At 60.7% G+C, this 21,630-nt stretch carries 20 protein-coding genes; 7 read left to right on the top strand and 13 right to left on the bottom strand.

What is annotated here, in order from left to right; all coding sequences use genetic code 11:
* Positions 1 to 26: 26 nt before the first annotated feature.
* Genes FJD34_RS06290 through zwf form a run of 3 tightly spaced genes read right to left on the bottom strand, consistent with a single transcriptional unit; the run spans position 27 to position 2,876 of the window.
* Positions 27 to 692: a bifunctional 4-hydroxy-2-oxoglutarate aldolase/2-dehydro-3-deoxy-phosphogluconate aldolase gene (locus FJD34_RS06290; RefSeq protein WP_065944024.1), complete on the bottom strand. Its 666-nt coding sequence runs from the start codon at positions 690 to 692 to the stop codon at positions 27 to 29.
* Positions 693 to 709: 17 nt separating this feature from the next.
* The gene (pgl, locus tag FJD34_RS06285; protein WP_090291806.1) at positions 710 to 1,423 is read right to left on the bottom strand and encodes a 6-phosphogluconolactonase; all 714 of its coding nucleotides are present in this window, start codon (positions 1,421 to 1,423) and stop codon (positions 710 to 712) included.
* On the bottom strand, positions 1,410 to 2,876 hold the full coding sequence (gene zwf / locus FJD34_RS06280) for a glucose-6-phosphate dehydrogenase (RefSeq protein WP_032862560.1): 1,467 nt from the start codon (positions 2,874 to 2,876) through the stop codon (positions 1,410 to 1,412). The genes pgl and zwf overlap by 14 nt, the downstream gene beginning before the upstream one ends.
* Positions 2,877 to 3,095: 219 nt before the next feature.
* On the opposite strand from zwf, the gene FJD34_RS06275 reads away from it, so the two are divergent.
* Positions 3,096 to 3,956, top strand: a complete 861-nt coding sequence (locus FJD34_RS06275) for a MurR/RpiR family transcriptional regulator (RefSeq protein ID WP_169851198.1) — start codon at positions 3,096 to 3,098, stop codon at positions 3,954 to 3,956.
* 123 nt (positions 3,957 to 4,079) lie between these two features.
* On the opposite strand, the gene FJD34_RS06270 is transcribed toward FJD34_RS06275, so the two are convergent.
* The 10 genes from FJD34_RS06270 to FJD34_RS06225 form a co-directional block, all read right to left on the bottom strand.
* Positions 4,080 to 4,925 carry a D-hexose-6-phosphate mutarotase gene (locus FJD34_RS06270; protein WP_032862559.1) on the bottom strand — a complete coding sequence of 282 codons (846 nt, stop codon included), beginning with the start codon at positions 4,923 to 4,925 and terminating at the stop codon, positions 4,080 to 4,082.
* Between the two features lie 213 nt (positions 4,926 to 5,138).
* Complete coding sequence (locus tag FJD34_RS06265) at positions 5,139 to 6,485, bottom strand: carbohydrate porin (RefSeq protein WP_032862557.1); 1,347 nt, start codon at positions 6,483 to 6,485, stop codon at positions 5,139 to 5,141.
* 192 nt (positions 6,486 to 6,677) lie between these two features.
* Positions 6,678 to 7,835, bottom strand: coding sequence for an ABC transporter ATP-binding protein (locus FJD34_RS06260; RefSeq protein ID WP_032862556.1), 1,158 nt, complete (start codon positions 7,833 to 7,835; stop codon positions 6,678 to 6,680).
* A 2-nt stretch (positions 7,836 to 7,837) separates the two neighbouring features.
* A complete protein-coding gene (locus tag FJD34_RS06255; RefSeq protein ID WP_029296393.1) occupies positions 7,838 to 8,680 on the bottom strand; it encodes a carbohydrate ABC transporter permease in 843 nt (280 codons plus the stop codon).
* Positions 8,673 to 9,581, bottom strand: coding sequence for a carbohydrate ABC transporter permease (locus tag FJD34_RS06250; RefSeq protein WP_029296391.1), 909 nt, complete (start codon positions 9,579 to 9,581; stop codon positions 8,673 to 8,675). The genes FJD34_RS06255 and FJD34_RS06250 overlap by 8 nt, the downstream gene beginning before the upstream one ends.
* A gap of 156 nt (positions 9,582 to 9,737) precedes the next feature.
* A complete protein-coding gene (locus tag FJD34_RS06245; protein ID WP_032862555.1) occupies positions 9,738 to 11,024 on the bottom strand; it encodes an ABC transporter substrate-binding protein in 1,287 nt (428 codons plus the stop codon).
* Between the two features lie 106 nt (positions 11,025 to 11,130).
* Entirely contained in the window at positions 11,131 to 12,390 is a 1,260-nt protein-coding gene (locus tag FJD34_RS06240) for a D-mannose isomerase (RefSeq protein WP_090291808.1), read from the bottom strand.
* Between the two features lie 141 nt (positions 12,391 to 12,531).
* Complete coding sequence (locus FJD34_RS06235; RefSeq protein WP_032862553.1) at positions 12,532 to 13,374, bottom strand: ATPase; 843 nt, start codon at positions 13,372 to 13,374, stop codon at positions 12,532 to 12,534.
* A 112-nt stretch (positions 13,375 to 13,486) separates the two neighbouring features.
* Complete coding sequence (locus FJD34_RS06230; RefSeq protein ID WP_032862552.1) at positions 13,487 to 14,485, bottom strand: NAD-dependent epimerase/dehydratase family protein; 999 nt, start codon at positions 14,483 to 14,485, stop codon at positions 13,487 to 13,489.
* 52 nt (positions 14,486 to 14,537) lie between these two features.
* On the bottom strand, positions 14,538 to 15,431 hold the full coding sequence (locus FJD34_RS06225) for a LysR family transcriptional regulator ArgP (protein ID WP_032862551.1): 894 nt from the start codon (positions 15,429 to 15,431) through the stop codon (positions 14,538 to 14,540).
* A 102-nt stretch (positions 15,432 to 15,533) separates the two neighbouring features.
* Between FJD34_RS06225 and FJD34_RS06220 the strand changes: the two genes are divergently transcribed.
* The 6 genes from FJD34_RS06220 to FJD34_RS06200 all read left to right on the top strand — a co-directional run bounded on the left by FJD34_RS06220 (position 15,534) and on the right by FJD34_RS06200 (position 21,496).
* Positions 15,534 to 15,932, top strand: a complete 399-nt coding sequence (locus tag FJD34_RS06220; protein WP_032862550.1) for an ACT domain-containing protein — start codon at positions 15,534 to 15,536, stop codon at positions 15,930 to 15,932.
* Positions 15,933 to 15,937: 5 nt separating this feature from the next.
* Positions 15,938 to 16,537, top strand: coding sequence for a LysE/ArgO family amino acid transporter (locus FJD34_RS06215; RefSeq protein WP_032862549.1), 600 nt, complete (start codon positions 15,938 to 15,940; stop codon positions 16,535 to 16,537).
* 178 nt (positions 16,538 to 16,715) lie between these two features.
* Entirely contained in the window at positions 16,716 to 17,312 is a 597-nt protein-coding gene (locus tag FJD34_RS06210; protein ID WP_032862548.1) for a superoxide dismutase, read from the top strand.
* A 191-nt stretch (positions 17,313 to 17,503) separates the two neighbouring features.
* Positions 17,504 to 17,638, top strand: a complete 135-nt coding sequence (locus tag FJD34_RS28625) for a hypothetical protein (RefSeq protein ID WP_262975314.1) — start codon at positions 17,504 to 17,506, stop codon at positions 17,636 to 17,638.
* A 300-nt stretch (positions 17,639 to 17,938) separates the two neighbouring features.
* The gene (locus FJD34_RS06205) at positions 17,939 to 19,990 is read left to right on the top strand and encodes a putative bifunctional diguanylate cyclase/phosphodiesterase (RefSeq protein ID WP_032862546.1); all 2,052 of its coding nucleotides are present in this window, start codon (positions 17,939 to 17,941) and stop codon (positions 19,988 to 19,990) included.
* Between the two features lie 162 nt (positions 19,991 to 20,152).
* Positions 20,153 to 21,496: an imelysin family protein gene (locus FJD34_RS06200; protein ID WP_065944017.1), complete on the top strand. Its 1,344-nt coding sequence runs from the start codon at positions 20,153 to 20,155 to the stop codon at positions 21,494 to 21,496.
* Positions 21,497 to 21,630: the final 134 nt, after the last annotated feature.

The following is a 21,630-nucleotide window of genomic DNA, read 5'->3' as shown; positions in this document are numbered from 1 at the left end:
CAGCAACAACGATTCGGTAAATCCAATCAGTCCAGCAGTGCCAGCGCCTGGGCGGTGACTTCCTGGATGCGAGCCCAGTCGCCGTTCTTGATCCACTCCGGATCAAGCATCCAGCTACCGCCCACGCACATCACGTTTTTCAACGCCATGTAGTGTTTGATGTTGGCCGGGCCAACGCCGCCAGTCGGGCAGAATTTCACTTCGCCAAACGGGCCGCCCAGGGCCTTGATCGCCGCTACACCGCCGCTGACTTCCGCCGGGAACAGCTTGAAGCGGCGATAACCCAGGCCATAGCCTTCCATGATGCCGGAAGCATTGCTGATGCCGGGCAGCAGCGGGATCGGGCTGTCGACACTGGCTTGGAGCAGGTCGCGGGTAATGCCTGGGGTGACGATAAATTGCGAGCCCGCCGCTTCGGCAGCCGCCAGCATCGTGCGATCGAGCACCGTGCCCGCACCGGTGACCAACTCCGGGCGCTGCTCACGCAGGACCTGGATGGCCTTGAGACCGAACTGCGAACGCAGGGTCACTTCCAGCGCGGTCAGGCCACCTGCCGCGAGGGCATCGGCCAGGGGCAGAATGTCCTGCTCGCGGGCAATGGTGATCACCGGCAGGATCCGCGCCTTGGCACAGAGGCTGTCGATCAGGGCAACTTTATCCGCCATGGACACGGTCGGGTGAGGGCTTTTCATAGCGGCTGATCCTTGGCTCATGGGCACCAGTAAATCTCTAGAGTGGGTTGCAAAAACGCGCGAATCGGCATGCCGGCGACATCGTCACTGGCCAGCGCTTCGCTCAGGGTGTTGAGTTTCGAATCGCCGGCAATCGACAACACGGTGTAGTTGGCAGTAGCCAGCAGGGCGCGACTCATGGTCAGGCGCTGACGGGGCACGCTGGGCGCCAGCATCGGCCAGCAACGGCGGGTGCCATCCGGTTTCAGCGCTTCGGCCAGGTTCGGGCTGTTGGGGAACAGCGAGGCGGTATGCCCGTCATCGCCCATGCCCAGCACCAGCACATCGATCGCCGGCAGTTCAGCCAGCAGGCGATCGGCCTGTTCGGCAGCCGCGTCCAGGTTCGCGGCGGCACTGTAGAGGCTCAAGAACCGGGCCTTGGCCGCCGGGCCTTGCAGCAGATATTTCTTCAACAGGCCAGCGTTGCTGTCGGCATGCTCCACCGGCACCCAGCGCTCGTCGGCCAGGGTGATGGTGACCTTGGACCAGTCCAGGCCCTGTCGTGCCAGGTTCTGGAAAAACGCCACCGGGCTACGGCCACCGGACACCACCAGCGTCGCCTCGCCACGGGCACTGATGGCCGTGCGCAGTTGTTCGGCCACGTCATTGGCCAAACCTTCGGCCAGCAGTACCGGCGTGCGGTACTCATGGGGTGTTACGCCCTGCGGCAGTTTCAAATCAGATATCGCCATACCACGACCTCCCATCCCGCGTGATCAGTGCAATGGAGCTCATCGGCCCCCAGGAACCCGCCGCGTACGGCTTGGGTGCATCACCGGACTTCTTCCACCCAGCGATCAACTGGTCACACCATTTCCACGCGGCTTCGATTTCATCTTTACGGACAAACAGGTTCTGATTGCCGCGCATCACTTCCAATAGCAACCGCTCGTAGGCATCGGGAATCCGCGCACTACGGTAGGTGTCGGAAAAATTCAGTTGCAGTGGCCCGCTGCGCAGTTGCATGCCTTTATCCAGGCCCTGCTCCTTGGTCATCACGCGCAAGGAAATGCCTTCGTCCGGCTGCAGGCGGATGATCAATTTGTTACTGATCTGCAGGCGCTGCTCGGGGGCGAAGATATAGTGGGACGGTTCCTTGAAGTGGATCACGATCTGCGACAGTTTTTGCGGCATACGCTTGCCGGTGCGCAGGTAGAACGGCACCCCGGCCCAACGCCAGTTGCGGATATCGGCACGCAAGGCAACAAACGTCTCGGTATCGCTCTGGGTATTGGAGTTCTCTTCTTCCAGGTAACCCGGCACCGGCTTGCCAGCGCTGTAGCCGGCGATGTACTGGCCGCGCACCACTTGGGTCGTCAGGCCTTCCGGGCTGATCGGCGCCAGGGCCTTGAGCACCTTGACCTTCTCGTCGCGGATGCTGTCGGCGGACAGGTCGGCCGGCGGGTCCATGGCGATCAGGCACAGCAGCTGCAGCAGGTGATTCTGGATCATGTCGCGCAGTTGCCCGGCCTTGTCGAAATAGCCCCAGCGCCCCTCGATACCGACCTGCTCGGCCACGGTGATTTCCACGTGGGAGATGTAGTTCTGGTTCCACTGGGTTTCAAACAGGCTGTTGGCAAAACGCAGGGCGATCAGGTTCTGGACGGTCTCTTTGCCCAGGTAGTGGTCGATGCGGTAGGTGCGGTTTTCCGGGAAAAACTGCGCGACGGCGTCGTTGACCTTGCGCGAGGACTCCAGGTCAGAGCCGATGGGTTTTTCCAGGACGACCCGGGTATTTTCCGCCAGGCCGACCTTGGACAGGTTCTCGCAGATCGCGCCATACACCGCCGCCGGGGTGGCGAAGTAGGCAATCAGGCGTTGTTCGGTACCGGCCTTGTCTGCCAGGGCCACGTAGTCATCGGCCTTCATGAAGTCGACGTGTACATAGGACAGGCGCGCCAGGAAGCGCGCGGCCACGGCTTCGTCCAGCTCCTGGCCGACGTATTTGCGCAGTTCGTGCTCGATGTGGTCCAGGTGCTGCTGCTCGGAACCGGCCTCACGGGCCAGGCCCAGGATGCGCGTGTCGGCGTGCAGGAGCCCGGCGCCATCGAGTTGATAGAGGGCAGGAAATAACTTGCGCAGCGCCAGATCACCCAAGGCGCCAAACAGGGCAAAGGTGCAGGGTTCTACGGTTATCGAAGGCATGATGTTTGTTCTTTTATCAAGTTAAGCTACAAATACCTTTTTTCAAGGCATCACTCAAGGGAAAATGTAGTAATAACCACAACATTTTACCGAAATACGCATTGCGAGTGGTGGTGTTCAACTACCCTCAGTAGGATAGGCCACCGCCAAGGGTCGCTCTGCGACCCATTACAGGCCCTTATTTGCATCGTCGCCCGAAGGAAAGACTGAATGGACCGCGTGCGAAATCTTCTGGAACAGATCCGGAACCGCCTCGAAGAATTGAACAAGGCCGAGAAAAAAGTCGCCGAGGTCATCCTGCTCAATCCGCAGCAGGCGACCCGCTTCTCGATCGCTGCCCTCGCCCAAGCCGCCTCGGTCAGTGAACCGACGGTCAACCGCTTTTGCCGCTCGTTCGGTGTCAGTGGCTACCCTGAACTGAAATTGCAATTGGCGCAAAGCCTGGCCAGTGGCGCCGCCTATGTCAGCCGCGCCGTGGAAGCCGATGATAACCCCGAGGCCTACACCCAGAAGATCTTTGGCAGCGCCATCGCCTCATTGGACAGCGCCTGCCAGGCCCTGGACCCAAACCTGATCAGCAAGGCCGTGGACCTGTTGATCCAGGCGCGGCAGATCCACTTTTTCGGCCTGGGCGCCTCGGCACCGGTGGCCATGGATGCCCTGCACAAGTTTTTCCGCTTCAACCTGTCGGTCACAGCCCATGCCGATGTGCTGATGCAGCGGATGATTGCCTCGGTGGCGCATACCGGCGAGCTGTTTGTGATCATTTCCTACACCGGCCGTACCCGCGAGCTGGTGGAAGTGGCGCGCATCGCCCGGGAAAACGGCGCCTCGGTGCTGGGCGTGACCGCAGAGAATTCGCCCCTGGCCAAGGCCAGTACGGTCAGCCTGAATATTCCGTTGCCGGAAGACACCGACATCTATATGCCGATGACCTCGCGGATCATTCAGTTGACGGTGCTGGATGTGCTGGCCACTGGCATGACCTTGCGCCGCGGCGTAGATTTCCAGCCGCATTTGCGCAAGATCAAGGAGAGCTTGAATGACAGCCGGTATCCGGTGGGGGATGAGTTCAACTAAAGCTGGAATCTCCTCCAGCAGGGCCGGCCCTATCGCGAGCAAGTCCGCTCCCACATTCGAATGTGTTCACAAATCAAAAATGTGGGAGCGGGTTTGCTCGCGAAGAGGGCATCAGCAACACCACTAAACCCCAGCCCGGGCCTGCAAACTCAAATGCGCCCTCTCCCCCGGCGCCAGGCTGGCCCCGGCCATCGCCGACTCCACACACACAAACCCCGACGCCTCGTTAAAGCTCACCCCCAGCAGCGGCCGGCTGCCCGGATGCCAGACCACGGTGTTAGCACTGTCGCCGGTATCGATGCACAACTCGCGCTGCCACGCATGGTCCTTGATCTGCAGTTCGCCCTCATGCTGGAACACCCGCTGGCAGCCGCCATCGACGCGCAACTCACCTTCCTGCTGGCAGGCCTGACGGCTCAACTGGTCGTAACCCTGCGCCCCGTCTAGCCCAGACAGCGCTATCTCATCAACGTGACCAATACGCCAGTAAGCGTGCAAAGCGTGGCTCAATTGGCACGGCAGCTCATCCTGATGCTCGGTGCTCAGGCGCAGTTCCAGGCTTTCGCCCAGGTGCGCGTGCAGGTCGACCTGCCAGTCGCACAGTTGCAGTTGCCAGTGCAGGCGCACGCCGTCGTCATCGCTGCTGCTGTCGAGCAGTTTCCAGTCGATCAGGCGCGCCCAACCGTGGGACGGCCAGGCATTTTCGCTGGGATGACGGCCATACCACGGCCAGCACACCGGCACGCCACCGCGAATCGCCCCGACTTGCGGCCACTTGGCCGCGCACCACAGCCAGGGTTTCTGGCCTGTGGGCTGGAAATGCAGCAACTGTGCGCCCTGGCGACTGAACACCGCCTGGCACAACGGGTGGTCGATCACCAACACGTCGCGCATCTGAAAGCGCTCCCAGGCAAACACCGGTTGCTCGCGCAGGGATTTGAAAAAGCGTTGCAGCGGTTGCTCATGCATGTGCCACAGTCCTGATAATCATGTCGCGCAAATGTGTACATACCTGTAGGAGCGAGCTTGCTCGCGAAGGTTTTCAACGATGACGCAGGCATCCAGAATGAACGTGGTGCCCTTGAATTTTTCGCGAGCAATCTCGCTCCTACAGCAAAAAAAAGCGGATAGCCATGGCTACCCGCAAATGCGCACAGAGAGAAGGAGCTTATCGCAACAGCGTTAGAACACCGACTGAATTTTCAGGCCGGCCACCAGCGCGTTATCGACTTTATCCACGCCGCCCGGCTGGACAACGTATTGCAGGTTGGGACGCACGGTCAGCCAGTTGGTGACGTGGAAGCCGTAGTTGATTTCGAAGTTGTACTCGGTTTCGCGCAGAGGCGAGAACCGCGCATTGTCGTAGTCACTCACACCGTTGGAAATGTTGCGCAGCTCGGCGTTTTTCTTCACATCTTCGTTGACGTGCAGACGTGCGGCGCCAATCCCTACGTCATCTTTTGGACGCGCGTCGAATGGGCCTTTGTACACCAGCATGATCGACTGGTAGTTATCGACGGTGTTGGTTTCTTTGTCGTGGAACGTGGCGTTGGCCGCGATATTCAGACCACGAGACGCGTCGCCGTTATGGGTGGTGAGTTGCTGTTGCGCAACGAACCAGTAGCCTTTCTTGCTGCTGCGGGTGCGGTAGTCAGCGCCAGTGGTGGCGGCATCGTTACCGTTGACGTCCTCACGCACATCAGGCGCATCCGCGGCGCTCTTGTAGTAACCCACACGGTATTCGCCCGGCAGGTTATTGACCTTCGGCGACCAGACCAACTCCACCGGAATCACCGTACCTTTGGTACCACTGCCGCTGAGTTTGAAGCCGTTGCCGTGCTCCAGCTGCGATGGGTTCTGGTTGTACGCACCGATCTGCGCATACAACTCAGGGGTGATGTGGTACTTCACGCGGATAGCGGCCTGGCTGACCGGCCAGTTGTACCAGGTGTTGACGTAGTTACCGACCTGGGAGCCGCAGAACGACAGGTTCTGGAACTCGCACGGGAAGGTGTTGAAGTCTTCGCCTTCACCGAAGTAACCGAGCTTCACGTCCAGTTTTTTGTCGAACATCTGGTGCTGGATCCAGAACTGGGTCAGACGCACCATGTGGCCACGGCCATACACTTCTTGCGACGAACTCAAGGTGCCGGCACGCGGATCGCCAATACGGTCATTGGAGATGTTGCGGCCATTACGGCTGGTCATCTGGATCTTGGCCTGGGTGTTGTCCCAGCCCCAGAGTTTTTGCAGGTCCAGCGCGACCCCAAGTCCGAACTGGTCAGCGTAACGCCCGGTTTTGTCATCGTTGTAGCCGCCGCGCGCGTTGTAGCCTGCCTCCCCAACGTAGTCAGCCTTGATGTCGATACCTTGCTCGATCAGCTTGGTACGCTCACCGCCCCAATCGCCGGTCATCCACTTGGAGTCGGCACTGAAGGCATCGTCCGCCATCGCATTGGCAGACAAGACCAGGGCTGCTGCCGCTGACAGTTGGCAGATCAGCCGGGTGTTGTTGTGTTGCTTTTTCATCCCTACATCCTCGTCTTTATTGTTATTAACTGTTTTTATCTAACGCGGTTTACATCTATTTTTATCTGAAACATGCATCCCTGTAGGAGCGAGCTTGCTCGCGAAGATCGTTAACCCTGACGCGGGCATCTTGGATGAACGCGGCGCTCTCACGTTTTTCGCGAGCAAGCTCGCTCCTACAGTTATTGATCTTCAGCGGCCCTTGAATTGGGTGACGTTGTCGGCGTGTTGCAGCGGTTGCGAGGCGGCAGTGCCCAGGCGCTCGCCGGTCTTGGCGTCAAACAGCAGCACCTTGGCCGGATCGAACTGCAAGGTCAGGCTCTCGCCCACTTGCGGTGCCACATCCGGCGCCAGGCGGCAGCAGACCTTGGTGTCATTGAGCTGGACGAACACCAGGGTGTCCGGGCCGGTGGGCTCAGTGACCTGGACCTCGGCACGAATGCTCGGCAAACCATTGCCTTCACCGGCGGCCAAAACAATCTGTTCCGGGCGCAGGCCGAGGATCACGTCACGCTCTTCAAGACCCGCATCGCTCATGCCCAGCGGCAACTCGCAACGCGCCTGGCCGCTGTCGAGCAGGGCCAGCAGGCGGCCTTCCTTGCGCTGCAAACGCAGGGGAATGAAGTTCATCGGCGGCGAGCCAATGAAGCTGGCGACAAACAGGTTGGCCGGATCGTTGTAGATCTCTTTCGGCGTGCCGAATTGCTGGATGATGCCGTCCTTCATCACCGCCACTTTGTCGCCCAGGGTCATGGCTTCGATCTGGTCGTGGGTCACGTAGACCGTGGTGGTTTTCAGGCGCTGGTGCATCAGTTTCATTTCGGTGCGCATCTCGACGCGCAGCTTGGCATCGAGGTTGGACAGCGGTTCGTCGAACAAGTAGATCTTCGGCCGCCGCGCCAAGGCCCGGCCCATGGCCACCCGCTGCTGCTGGCCGCCCGAGAGCTGGCCTGGCTTGCGATTGAGCAGGTGCTCGATCTGCAGCAGCTTGGCCACCCGCGCCACTTCCTCATCGATGGCCGGCTGGCTCATCTTGCGGATTTTCAGGCCGAATTCGATGTTCTCGCGCACGCTCATGGTCGGGTACAGCGCGTAGGACTGGAACACCATGGCGATGTCCCGGTCCTTGGGGCTCATGCCGCTGACGTCCTGGTCACCGATCATGATCGCGCCGCCGCTGATGTTTTCCAGGCCGGCGATGCAGTTCATCAGGGTGGATTTACCGCAGCCCGAGGGCCCGACGAGGATCAGGAACTCGCCGTCCTTGATCGACAGTTCAATGTTCTTCAGAGTGTCCGGCAGGCCGGCACCATAGGTCTTGTTTACGTTGCGAAGTTCGAGCGTAGCCATGATTACCCCTTGACCGCGCCGGCCGTGAGACCGCGCACGAAATACTTGCCTGCGACCACATAGACCAGCAGGGTCGGCAGCCCGGCGATCATCGCCGCCGCCATATCAACGTTATATTCCTTGGCCCCGGTGCTGGTGTTGACCAGATTGTTCAGCGCCACCGTGATCGGCTGCGAATCACCACTGGAGAACACCACGCCAAACAGGAAGTCGTTCCAGATCTGGGTGAACTGCCAAATCAGGCAGACCATGATGATCGGGGTCGACATCGGCAAAATGATCCGACGGAAAATGGTGAAAAATCCTGCGCCATCCAGGCGTGCCGCCTTGACCAGCGCATCCGGAATGCTCACGTAGTAGTTACGGAAGAACAGCGTGGTGAACGCCAGGCCGTAGACCACATGCACAAACACCAGGCCGGTGGTGGTGCTGGCCAGGCCCATCTTGCCGAGGGTGAACGAGGCTGGCAGCAAGACGGTCTGGAACGGCAGGAAGCAGCCGAACAGCAACAGGCCGAAGAACAACTGCGAGCCACGGAAACGCCACATCGCCAGCACGTAGCCGTTCAATGCGCCGATGGTGGTGGAGATCAGTACTGCCGGGACGGTGATCAGGAACGAGTTCCAGAAGTAACCGTTCACCGTGGCCCAGGCCTTGACCCAGCCGATACCGGTAATCACCGTCGGCCAGCTCAGCAGGTTGCCGGTGCTGATGTCTTCCGGGGTCTTGAAACTGGTCAGCAGCATGACCACCAGCGGCACCAGGTACAGCACCACGGCCAGGATCAACACCGCATGGATCGCGACACGGCTGAAGCTGATGGAAGGTTTGGCGAGACTAGTCATGGCGCTTGGTCCTCAGCTCGGAGTACAGGTAAGGCACAATGATCGCGAGGATCGCACCGAGCATCAGGATCGCACTGGCCGACCCCATGCCCATCTGGCCACGACTGAAGGTGAAGGAGTACATGAACATCGCCGGCAGGTCGGACGAATAACCTGGGCCACCGGCCGTCATAGCAGCCACCAGGTCGAAGCTCTTGATCGCGATGTGCGCGAGGATCATCACCGCACTGAAGAACACCGGACGCAGGCTAGGTAGCACCACGCTCCAGTAGATGCGCGGCAGGCTCGCACCGTCGATCTGCGCGGCACGGATGATCGATTGGTCAACCCCACGCAAGCCGGCGAGGAACATTGCCATGATAAAGCCCGAGGCTTGCCATACCGCCGCAATCACCAGGCAATACACCACGCGGTCCGGGTCGATCAGCCAGTCCAGGCGAAAGCCTTCCCAGCCCCAGTCGCGCAGCAGTTTGTCCAGGCCCATGCCGGGGTTGAGCAGCCATTTCCAGGCGGTACCGGTGACGATCATCGAGAGCGCCATCGGGTACAGGTAAATAGTGCGAATGAAGCCTTCGCGACGGATGCGCTGGTCGAGAAATACCGCCAGCAGCACGCCGATCACCAGGGTGATGCCGATAAACATGCCGCCAAACAGCGCCAGGTTTTTGCTCGCCACCCACCAGCGATCGTTGTCGAACAAGCGCGCATATTGCGCCAGGCCTACCCACTTATAGGTCGGCAGGAACGTCGAGTTAGTGAACGACAGCACGAACGTCCACAGGATGTAGCCATAGAAGCCCACCAGAACGATGAACATGCTCGGCGCCAGCACCAGTTTAGGGAGCCAGCGCTGCAATGCATCGAACGGCGAGGCCTTGCTGAACACAGCAACAGAACTCATGGGAAAATCCAGGGCAAGGAATAAGGGACTAGTGGGGGCCGGCTTTAGGTGGGAGCTGGCTTGCCTGCGATGGCATCACCTGGGTGTCATTGATACACCGAGGCGCCTGCATCTCGGGCAAGCCCGCTCCCACACTCAAGCCCAGCCTTCCAAGGGTTACTTGGCAGACTTGACCGCTGCGCCAAGCTTCTTGGCAGTGTCGGCCGGGTCGGCTTTCGGGTCGTTGATGAAGTTGGTCACCACATCAAAGAACGCACCCTGTACCGCCAGAGTGGTCGCCATGTTGTGCGCCATGCTTGGCTGCAAGCCACCGGACTTGGCATCCGCCAGGAAGTCCTTGGCAGCGGTCTGGGCACAGGCGTCGAAACCGTACTTGCCCATATCGCTGAGCATGTCGTTGCGCACCGGGATCGAGCCTTTGTTGATGCTGAAGACCTTCTGGAAGTTCTCGCCCAGCACCACTTTGGCAATGTCCTGCTGACCGGCCGAGGTGCCGGCATCTTTCTGCTTGAACACCGCCAGGGAGTCGATGTTGTAGGTGAAGGCCTTTTCGGTGCCAGGGAAGGCTACGCACTCGTAATCCTTGCCGGCGACTTTGTTGGCCGCTGTCCACTCGCTCTTGGCCCAGTCACCCATGATCTGCATGCCGGCCTTGCCGTTGATGACCTTGGCGGCTTCCAGGTTCCAGTCCTGGCCCTTGCCGTCGGCATCCATATAGGTCGCGACTTTCTTCAGTTCAGTCAGCGACTTGACCATGTCCGGGCCGGTCAGGGCTGCGTTGTCGAGGTCGACCAGGGCTTTCTTGTAGCCATCGACACCCATGACCGACAGCACCACGGCTTCGAACACCGTGCTGTCCTGCCAAGGCTGGCCACCGTGGGCGAGCGGGATGAAGCCTGCGGCCTTGAGCTTGTCGCCGGCAGCGTAGAATTCTTCGAGGGTCGTAGGGTTTTTGGTGATGCCGGCTTTCTTGAAGACTTGCGGGTTGATCCACAGCCAGTTGACGCGGTGGATATTCACCGGCACGGCCACGTAATCGCCTTCGTATTTCACGGTATCGGAGACTTTTTTGTCGAGCAGGCCATCCCACTTCTCGGCCTTGGCCACGTCCTTGAGGACGTCGGTATCGAGCAGCCCGGTGGACGCCCATTCCTGGATGTCCGGGCCCTTGATCTGGGCAACGCCTGGCGGGTTGCCGGCGACCGCGCGGCTTTTCAGCACGGTCATGGCGGTGGCGCCGCCGCCACCTGCAACAGCCCCGTCTTTCCAGGTGAAGCCGTCTTTCTCAACTTGGGCCTTCAGGACATCCACCGCCGCCTTCTCACCGCCCGAGGTCCACCAATGCACAACTTCAACCGTCCCTTTCGAGTCGGCGGCAAAAGCACTGAGGGGAAACAACGAGGCAATGGAAATAGCAACGGCGAGGCGATTAATCGCGTTCATCTGAGTACCTTTTTCTTGTTGTTATGCATGCAAGTCTGGAGCTTGCGCTGCATAGGATTCTAAACAGGGTTTTTTGCCAGGCACGTAACAAAGGGACGGGCAAATGTCACCACTTGGTGACATAACAACCGGCCCCCAGCGCACTGGCCATGCTTGGCGATAACGGTAGCCCAGGCAGCAACACCGCCTGCCAGGCATGGTACAGGTCCGGCTTGCCGCCCCAGATCTTGCTGGCGGGCACGTTTTGCGGATCAAGTTCGTGATGCCAACTGCCATGGACACGGTCGATAAACCGGGTTTCACAGAACTCCCAGAACCGCCGGTACCAAACCTCGTAATGCCACTCGCCCGTGCGTTTGAGCAACGCCTGGGCAGCCGCGCTGGCTTCGGCGTGGGTCCAATGCAGGCGCTCGCGCACCACCGGGCGAGAGTGCCAGTCCAGGGTGTAGACCAGGCCCGGGGCACCGTCCACCGACCAGCCATGTTCGCAGGCACTGGCGAACAGGCCTTTGGCAGCGTCCAGCAGCCAGCCGGGCGTGACCAGCCCCGCCTGCTGGCGCGCAGCTTCAAGGTGCAGCACCAGGCGCGCCCATTCGAACCCATGGCCGGGGGTGATGCCGTAGGGGCGAAAGCCATCGGCCGGGTTGTCTTCGTTGTAACGGTGCAGGGGCTGCCAGTAGCGGTCGAAATGTTCGATCACCATAAATTCATTGGCGCCAGCGTGCTGGTGGATCACTCGCTCAACGATGCGCAACGCCCGGCCCAGCCAGAGGTTATCGCCGGTGACATCGGCCAGGGCAAGGAAGGCTTCGGTGGCGTGCATGTTGCTGTTGGCGCCGCGATAGGCTTCCTCGCCGCTCCAGTCCTGGGCGAAGGATTCGAGCATGGCGCCCTCCTCCTCGCACCAGAAATGCTGGTTGATGATGTGGATGGCATCCGCCAGCAAGGCTTGCGCTCCGGGAGCATCGGCCACCACCGCAGAACTGGCGGCCAGGGCGACAAAGGCGTGCAGGTAGGCGGCCTTGCCCGTATTGCCATCTGCTGCACCGGAAACGGCAAACCAGCCGCCATGCAAGGCATCACGCAACGGGCCGCCGAGGCTGGCAACCCCGTGTTCCACAAGCTCGGCATACCCCGGCAGCCCCTGGGCGTGGGCCATGGCGAAGCTGTGGGTCATTCGGGCGGTGTTCATGGTTTCGGCACGGGCATCGATGGGCAGGCGGCCCTGGTCGTCAAGGTTGCCGAAGCCGTCAGGCAGCCGGGAAGCCTTGGCAAACGCCAGCAGGCGCTGGCCTTCGGCGGCAAGCCAGGCGTGATGGGCTGGTGCGTTCAGCCAACTGCTGGCAGGCAGTGGTTGGATGGTCATGGGTCGCCCTTTTTGTTTTTGTGGGATGACCGCAGTCTAAACAAGGGCCGAGAAGGGACATGTAACGAAAGGGATGGGAAATGTCACCGAACAGTGACATTTGTAGGCACCGGCAAGCCGGCGCCTACAAAAATAATGGGGTTACTGGCCCAGGGGCGTGAACTTGACCGGTGCGCTCATTTCCCGTTGCAGGTTCTGCATCTGGGTCTGCAAGGTGGTGATGTTGCGGGTGGTCTGGATGCGGAACACGTCAAACTCTTTATTCGACGGCCCTTCGGTGGCCGCACGATTGTCCAGTTCGCTCTTGATCACCAACAGGTCCTGTTCCAGGCGGGCAATGGCCGTGGCCGGATTACCCTGCTTCTTCAAGGCCGCCACATCCGTGGTCAGTTCCTTGACTTCGGCATTCAACTTGCCAGCTTCAACCTGTGCAGCCTTGAGGGCCGTCAGTTCGCTCGCCAGGGTTTGCACCTGGGCCTGCAACTGGGTATTGGCGGTGGTCAGTTCCGTGGTGCTGGCACTCATCTGCGCCAGGCGCTGGTCCAGGTCAGTGGCCTGGCCCGCCACGCCCAACTGCTGCTTGCCCTGTTCCAGCAATTGGCTTTCCAACTGCTTGATTTGCAGCTTCAGCGCTTCACTGCCGGTATTGACGCTGGCTTCGCTGGCCACCACCTTGCCGGAAATATCCTGCAAACGGCCAGCGGCCTCTTCGCTGATGCGTGCAAAGCTCTCCTGGGTCGCCACCAGTTGCTGCCCCATCAGGGAAATCTGCTGGAAGCTCCACCACGCCAGGCCTGCAAAGGCGAACAACAACGCGCCGACCAGGGCCCACAACGGCCCGGTACTGGCGCTCTTGACCTTGACCACTGGGGCCGGGCGCGAACGCATGGACGTGGCAGCAGTTGGCACAAAATCATCGTCGTCGCCAACGTCGGCACGCAGGCTCGGCACATTGTCGAAGTCGTCTTTAGTATCGTTACGCATGAATCAACCTTGAAATAACCCCACAAAAAAAACAAGCGGCGCGAGTATAAACCCCTGACCCGTCACCTTGGTCGAGCCGCAACCGAAAAATCGGTTCCCGGTGTTGCCGGTTCTACCTGGACCCCGGTTCCTGGACTTTCCACCAGTGACAAAACTCATCGAGGGCAGTCCACAGGCTGACCTTGGGCTGATAGTCGAGGTAGTGCCGCGCACGGCTGATATCGAGGCTGAAATCCTTGTTCATCACCTGCATCCCCAGGCGTGACAGGGAGGGCTCCGGGCGCCCCGGCCACATCGCGCAAAAGGCTTCATTGAGCGCCGCGACGCTGTAGGACAAACCGTAGGAGCGGTAACGGGTGACCTGGGGCATTTCCATCTGACGCATCACATAGTTGACCACGTCCCACACCGGCACCGGCGCACCATTACTGATGTTGTAGGCTTTGCCCAGCGCCGAACCCGTGGCCAGCAGGCTGCTGAGCAGGGCCTCGTTGAGGTTGTGCACGCTGGTGAAGTCGACCTTGTTCAGGCCGTCGCCGACGATGGCCAGGCGGTTCTTGCGCTGCATTTTCAACAGGCGCGGGAAGATGCTCATATCACCGGCACCGGTGACAAAGCGCGGGCGCAGGGCCAGCACTTCAAGACCGAATTCCTGGGCGCCAAAGACTTTTTGCTCGGCCAGGTACTTGGTGGCCGCATAGGGGTGTTTGAAGCGCTTGGGCACTTGCTCTTCAGTCAGCCCCAGGTGATCGCGGCCATCAAAATAGATCGATGGCGACGACAGGTGCACCAGGCGCCCGACCCGTTGTTTCAGGCAGGCTTCGACCACGTTTTCAGTGACCTGCACATTGCCCTGATAGAAATCCTGATAACGCCCCCACACTCCCACGGCGCCGGCACAATGGACCACAGCCTCGACATCGCGGCACAGGTCGCGTACCAGATCCGCATCATTCAAATCACCCTGGATAAACTCGGCGCCGCGCCGTACCAGGTGCTCGACACCTTCGGCCCGTCGCCCGTTGACCCGCACGTCCAGGCCCTGCTCCAAGGCAAAACGCGCAAAACGTCCGCCAATGAAGCCGCTTGCGCCGGTGACCAGAATTTTCATGTGTTACTCCGTGCTCTTTCATTTTTCATCGCCGTTGCGTTGACGCCGACAGTCACTCCAACGGCACCAACAATTGACCAGTCGCCCGTGCCAGATGCTCGGTCAACAAGCCAAGCAATTGCCCACCACTGCGCCAATGATGCCAGTACAACGGCACATCGATGGGTTTATCTGGCAGTAGCTCCACCAGCACGCCTCGCTGCAACTGGTCACGCACCTGCAACTCCGGCACCAGCCCCCAGCCCAGGCCGGCCTCGGTCAGGCGGATAAAGCCTTCGGAGGACGGGCATAAATGGTGCTCGAAACCGCCGTCCACGCCCAGCGATGCCAGGTAGCGATGTTGCAAAAAATCATCCGGGCCAAACACCAGCGCCGGGGTGCGTGCCAATTGCTCCGCTCGCACTCCGCCGGGAAAGTGCCGGGCGATAAACGCCGGGCTGGCCAGCGCCCGATAGCGCATGGCTCCCAACAGCAGGCTGCGGGCACCGGCCACCGGGCGCTCGCTGGCGCAGACGCAGGCCGCCACTTCGCCGGCGCGCATGCGTTTAAGGCCGACGGTCTGGTCCTCCACCACCAGGTCCAGCAACACATGCTGCTCGGCGCAAAAGTCGCCCACCGCCTGGGCCCACCAGGTCGCCAGGCTGTCGGCGTTGAGGGCTATGCGCAGGCGCTCGGGCATACCCTCTTCATCCAGCGCCGGCACCTGGCTTTGCAGGTCGCGCTCCAGCAGGCGCACCTGCTGCACATGGTTGAGCAGGCGCCGGCCGATTTCCGTGGGCGTTGGCGGGCTCGCCCGCACCAGTACCGGCTGGCCGATGCGCGCTTCAAGCAATTTGATGCGCTGGGAGATCGCCGATTGCGACACCCCGAGTACCTGGGCGCCGCGCTCGAAACCGGCCTGTTCCACCACCGCCGCCAGGGCAGAAAGCAATTTATAGTCGAACATCAGTTTTCCTAATGAGCGATGAGCAATATTTGTTTTTCTTATACAGCGCCAGACCGGAGAATGACCAGCATCCCGTGTCTATCTTCTTTCAAGGATCTCCCAATGGCTGGCGAAACCGCCCTGGCAACCCTGCTGCGCAGCATGAGCCCACAACTCAACGCGGGCGACTATGTGTTCTGCACCCTGGCCGACAACCGCCTGCCCGACTGCGAGGTGATCGGCAGCTTTCGCGAACAGGAAGGGTTGACGGTGATTGTCGAGCGCCAACAGGCCGAGCAGGCCGGCCTCGCCTTCGAGTACGTGGCGGCGTGGATTACCTTGAATGTGCATTCGGCCCTGGAAGCCGTCGGCTTGACCGCCGCCTTCGCCAGCGCCCTGGGGCGTGCCGGGATCAGTTGCAATGTGATCGCCGGCTTTTACCACGATCACCTGTTTGTCGGCCGCGACGATGCCGAGCGGGCGATGGCTGTGTTGCAACAACTGGCAGCGAACGCGGAGTAAACCCTATGTGGCAAAGCTATGTGAACGGCCTGCTGGTCGCCTTGGGGCTGATCATGGCCATCGGTACACAAAACGCGTTTGTATTGGCGCAGAGCCTGCGTCGCGAGCATCACCTGCCGGTGGCAGCCTTGTGCGTGGTATGTGATGCACTGCTGGTGGCCGCCGGGGTGTTTGGCCTGGCGACGGTCCTGGCGCATAACCCGTTGTTGCTGGCCGTTGCACGCTGGGGCGGTGCGGCGTTCCTGCTGTGGTACGGCGCCCTGGCCCTGCGCCGCGCCTGTTCTAAACAAAGCCTGGGCCAAGGCGAAGGCCACAAGGTGCGCTCATTACGCGCGGTGATGCTCAGTGCCCTGGCCGTGACCTTGCTCAACCCGCACGTGTACCTGGACACCGTTTTGCTGATCGGCTCCCTCGGCGCCCAGCAAACCGAACCGGGCGCCTATGTGGCAGGCGCCGCCAGCGCTTCGTTCCTGTGGTTTTCCGCCCTGGCCCTCGGCGCCGCATGGCTGGCCCCGTGGTTGGCGCGCCCGGCAACCTGGCGCCTGCTGGACCTGCTGGTGGCGGTGATGATGTTCAGCGTGGCCTATCAATTGATCAGCACCTGAGGATTATTCCAAAACGCTCTGGAACCTCTATTCCACACAGTTGTTGCGTGGTTTTGCCGCACCCCCGGTGCTATGATCCAGACCCTGCGCCGCAAAGAGTACAAACTCCCCGGCGCTTGTTTGGCCGCCCGTGATCGGCCTTGCGCTCACCGCAACTGACCTGATTAGGAGAATTATCATGGCTTTCGAATTGCCGCCGCTGCCGTACGCACACGATGCCCTGCAGCCGCACATCTCCAAGGAAACCCTGGAGTTCCACCACGACAAGCACCACAACACCTATGTCGTGAACCTGAACAACCTGGTGCCTGGCACCGAGTTCGAAGGCAAAACCCTGGAAGAGATCGTCAAGTCCTCTTCGGGTGGCATCTTCAACAACGCCGCCCAGGTCTGGAACCACACCTTCTACTGGAACTGCCTGGCGCCAAACGCCGGCGGCCAACCCACTGGCGCACTGGCCGAGGCGATCAACACCGCGTTCGGTTCGTTCGACAAGTTCAAGGAAGAGTTCACCAAGACATCCGTCGGCACCTTCGGTTCCGGTTGGGGCTGGCTGGTGAAAAAGGCTGACGGCTCCCTGGCCCTGGCCAGCACCATCGGCGCCGGCAACCCGCTGACCAGCGGCGACACCCCGCTGCTGACCTGCGACGTCTGGGAACACGCCTACTACATTGACTACCGCAACGTGCGTCCAAAGTATGTGGAAGCGTTCTGGAACCTGGTCAACTGGAAGTTCGTTGCCGAGCAGTTCGAAGGCAAGACCTTCACTGCGTAAGTGACACTGACAGTACAAAAAGCCCGGCGATTGCCGGGCTTTTTTGTAGGCGCTAAAGACGGAAAAGTGGAACTCAATGACGGGAAGTTGCCACCTATGCAGTGAGAGGAATATCCCTCTCATACCATTCTGGAGAACTTACAATCATGGGCGGAATAGGCGAAGCAGTAGGCGGTATGATCGGTGGAGCAATGAAAGGGATCATGGATGCGATGGGTGGCGGGTCCAAGAGCCAGGGCCAAGGCCAGGGTGAAGATCAACCGGACCTGTCTGCAATGCTGGCGCAGGCTGGAGACAATAACCCCGCGAAAATCGGCGGTGAATAAGTAACGCCACGCGCCTCCCCACGCTCCTTCCCAGAGGCCTGGAACACGCGCCCTACGGTGCAACAAGCCAAGCGGCGTAAGAGGAGGCGGATGTAACACGCCTCCTGTTCTACCAAAGGTTCAGCGCAATAACCGCCGTAACCCCTTCCATGCGGCGCCCACCTCTATGTAGCGCCTGTCAAAAGCTCTCCTGCCAAAGTCCAAAGCACCTTGCGCTTCAATGTTCCTTTGACTGCCACCACGGGATTGCCAATACTCATGGCATATTGAGGCTACCCGCAAGGAACAAGGAATGACCCTTTGAAGCTGGAACTCAAAAACAGCTTGTCAGTGAAGTTGCTCCGGGTGGTGCTGTTGTCGGCACTGATAGTGGGCGTTGCACTGAGCGTGGCGCAGATCGTCTTTGATGCCTACAAGACGCGCCAGGCTGTGGCAGGCGATGCCCAGCGCATCCTCGACATGTTTCGCGATCCCTCGACCCAGGCCGTCTACAGCCTGGACCGTGAGATGGGCATGCAGGTGATAGAAGGCCTGTTCCAGGATGATGCGGTGCGCATGGCCTCCATTGGCCATCCCAACGAGCCCATGCTCGCCGAAAAGAGCCGGGACCTGCAGCACTCCCCCAGCCGCTGGCTGACGGACGTGATTCTTGGCCAGGAACGCACCTTCAGCATCCCACTGGTGGGGCGCGGGCCTTACAGTGAGTATTACGGTGACCTGAGCATCACCCTCGACACCGCCACCTATGGCCAGGGTTTTATCGTCAATTCGGTGATCATCTTCATCTCCGGGGTGCTACGCGCCCTGGCCATGGGGCTGGTGCTGTACCTGGTCTATCACTGGCTGCTGACCAAGCCACTGTCGCGGATCATCGGCCACCTGAGCTCGATCAACCCCGACCGGCCCAGCGAGCACAAGATCCCGCAGCTCAAGGGCCACGAAAAGAATGAACTGGGGCTGTGGATCAACACCGCCAACCAGTTGCTGGCGTCGATCGAGCGCAATACCCACCTGCGTCACGAGGCGGAAAACAGCCTGCAACGCATGGCCCAGTACGACTTTCTCACCGGCCTGCCCAACCGCCAGAAACTGCAAGAACAGTTGGACAAGATCCTGATCGACGCCGGGCGCCGGCAACGCCGGGTCGCCGTGTTATGCGTGGGGCTGGATGACTTCAAGAGCGTCAACGAGCAGTACACCTACCAGGCCGGCGACCAATTGCTGCTAGCCCTGGCCGACCGCCTGCGGGCCCACAGTGGTCGGCTCGGCGCCCTCGCCCGCCTGGGTGGCGACCAGTTTGCCCTGGTGCAGGCCGATATCGAGCAACCCTACGAAGCCGCCGAACTGGCACAAAGCATCCTCGATGACCTGGAAGCCGAATTCGCCCTCGATCACGAACAGATCCGCCTGCGCGCCACCATCGGTATCACCTTGTTCCCCGAGGACGGTGACAGCACCGAAAAGCTGCTGCAAAAGGCCGAGCAGACCATGACCCTGGCCAAGAGCCGCTCGCGCAATCGCTACCAGTTCTATATCGCCAGTGTCGACAGCGAGATGCGTCGTCGTCGCGAACTGGAGAAAGACTTGCGCGAGGCCTTGGGCCGCGACCAGTTTCACTTGGTGTACCAACCGCAGATCAGCTATGTCGATCATCGCGTGGTCGGCGTCGAGGCGCTGATTCGCTGGCAGCACCCGGAACACGGCCTGGTGCCACCCGACCTGTTTATCCCACTGGCGGAACAGAACGGCACTATCATTGCCATTGGCGAATGGGTGCTGGACCAGGCCTGCCGGCAACTGCGCGAATGGCATGACCTGGGGTTCACCGAGCTGCGCATGGCGGTCAACCTGTCCACGGTGCAACTGCACCACGCCGAGCTGCCACGGGTGGTCAATAATCTGCTGCAGATCTATCGCCTGCCCCCGCGCAGCCTGGAGCTGGAAGTCACCGAAACCGGCCTGATGGACGACATCAGCACCGCCGCCCAACACTTGCTGAGCCTGCGCCGCTCCGGTGCGCTGATTGCCATCGACGACTTCGGCACCGGCTATTCCTCCCTCAGTTACCTGAAAAGCCTGCCCCTGGACAAAATCAAGATCGACAAGAGCTTCGTCCAGGACCTGCTGGATGACGACGACGATGCCACCATCGTGCGGGCGATCATCCAACTGGGCAAAAGCCTGGGCATGCAGGTCATCGCCGAAGGCGTGGAGACTCCCGAGCAGGAAGCCTACGTCATCAACGAAGGCTGCCACGAAGGCCAGGGCTATCACTACAGCAAACCCCTGCCGGCCCGGGAATTGGTGGCCTACCTCAAGCAAGCCGAGCGCAATAACGCCGCTATCCTGTAAAGCCATGATGGCCACCCGAGGCACCGCCTTGGGTGGCTGGCAGTGGAATGTTAATTTTTTACTGCGTTAACTCTTTACAGAAAATGCAAATCTTTCGCATTATGTCGCAGTTTTGCGCGCCGCACTGCGCCCCCGATCAACTCCCGAAGCAGGATGTTCGCCATGATTCGTATGCCCCTGGCCACCGCCAGTCTGCTGGCCATCGCCATTTCTCTCGCCGGTTGCGGCGAGGGTAAAGACAAGGCCGCCGCTCCTCAGGCGCCTACGCCTGCTGCCAGCACTACCGCTCCAGCGGCTGCCGCTACCGCCGGCCAGGTTGACGAGGCTGCCGCCAAGGCGGTCGTCGCGCACTACGCAGACATCGTGTTCGCGGTGTACAGCGACTCCGAATCCACTGCAAAAACCCTGCAGACCGCGATCGACACCTTCCTCGCCAACCCCAACGACGAGACCCTGAAGGCCGCCCGCACCGCCTGGATCGCCGCGCGCGTTCCGTACCTGCAGAGCGAAGTGTTCCGTTTCGGCAATACCATCATTGATGATTGGGAAGGTCAGGTGAACGCCTGGCCGCTGGACGAAGGCTTGATCGACTATGTCGACAAATCCTACGAACACGCCCTCGGCAACCCGGGCGCCACCGCCAACATCATTGCCAACACCGAGATCCAGGTCGGCGAAGACAAGATCGACGTCAAGGAAATCACCCCGGAGAAACTCGCCAGCCTCAATGAGCTGGGCGGCTCCGAAGCCAACGTCGCCACCGGCTACCACGCCATCGAATTCCTGCTGTGGGGCCAGGACCTGAACGGCACCGGCCCTGGCGCCGGCAACCGTCCTGCGTCGGACTACCTGCAAGGCGACGGCGCCACCGGCGGTCATAACGAGCGTCGCCGCACTTATCTGCGCGCCGTGACCCAACTGCTGGTCAGCGACCTCGAAGAAATGGTCGGCAACTGGAAGCCCAACGTCGAAGACAACTACCGCGCCACCCTGGAAGCAGAACCTGGCACCGACGGCCTGCGCAAGATGCTGTTCGGCATGGGCAGCCTGTCCCTGGGTGAACTGGCGGGCGAGCGCATGAAGGTGTCCCTGGAGGCCAATTCGCCGGAAGACGAGCACGACTGCTTCAGCGACAACACCCACAACTCGCAGTTCTACGATGCCAAGGGCATCCGTAACGTTTACCTGGGCGAATACACCCGCACCGATGGCACCAAGCTGACCGGCGCCAGCCTGTCGTCGCTGGTGGCCAAGGTTGACCCGGCCGCCGATGAAGCCCTCAAGGCTGACCTGGCGGCTACCGAAGCGAAGATCCAGGTCATGGTTGACCACGCCAACAAGGGTGAGCACTACGACCAGTTGATCGCCGCCGGCAATACCGCAGGCAACCAGATCGTGCGCGACGCCATCGCCGCCCTGGTCAAGCAGACCGGCTCCATCGAACAGGCTGCCGGCAAGCTGGGGATCGGCGACCTGAACCCGGACAACGCTGATCACGAGTTCTGATCCGCGCTGTTTGAATGAGGCGACCTTCGGGTCGCCTTTTTTATGCCTGGCTATTACCACAAGCCTGCTCCCACATTAAGCCCAGTCCTACATGGGATCGGCGCAGGCTTTGCAGCCCCCGGTTTACAAGCCCT

Source organism: Pseudomonas brenneri (assembly GCF_007858285.1).
Classification (GTDB): domain Bacteria; phylum Pseudomonadota; class Gammaproteobacteria; order Pseudomonadales; family Pseudomonadaceae; genus Aquipseudomonas; species Aquipseudomonas brenneri.
Note: the sequence above shows the minus strand (reverse complement) of the source record. Positions and strands in the feature narration are given on the sequence as shown.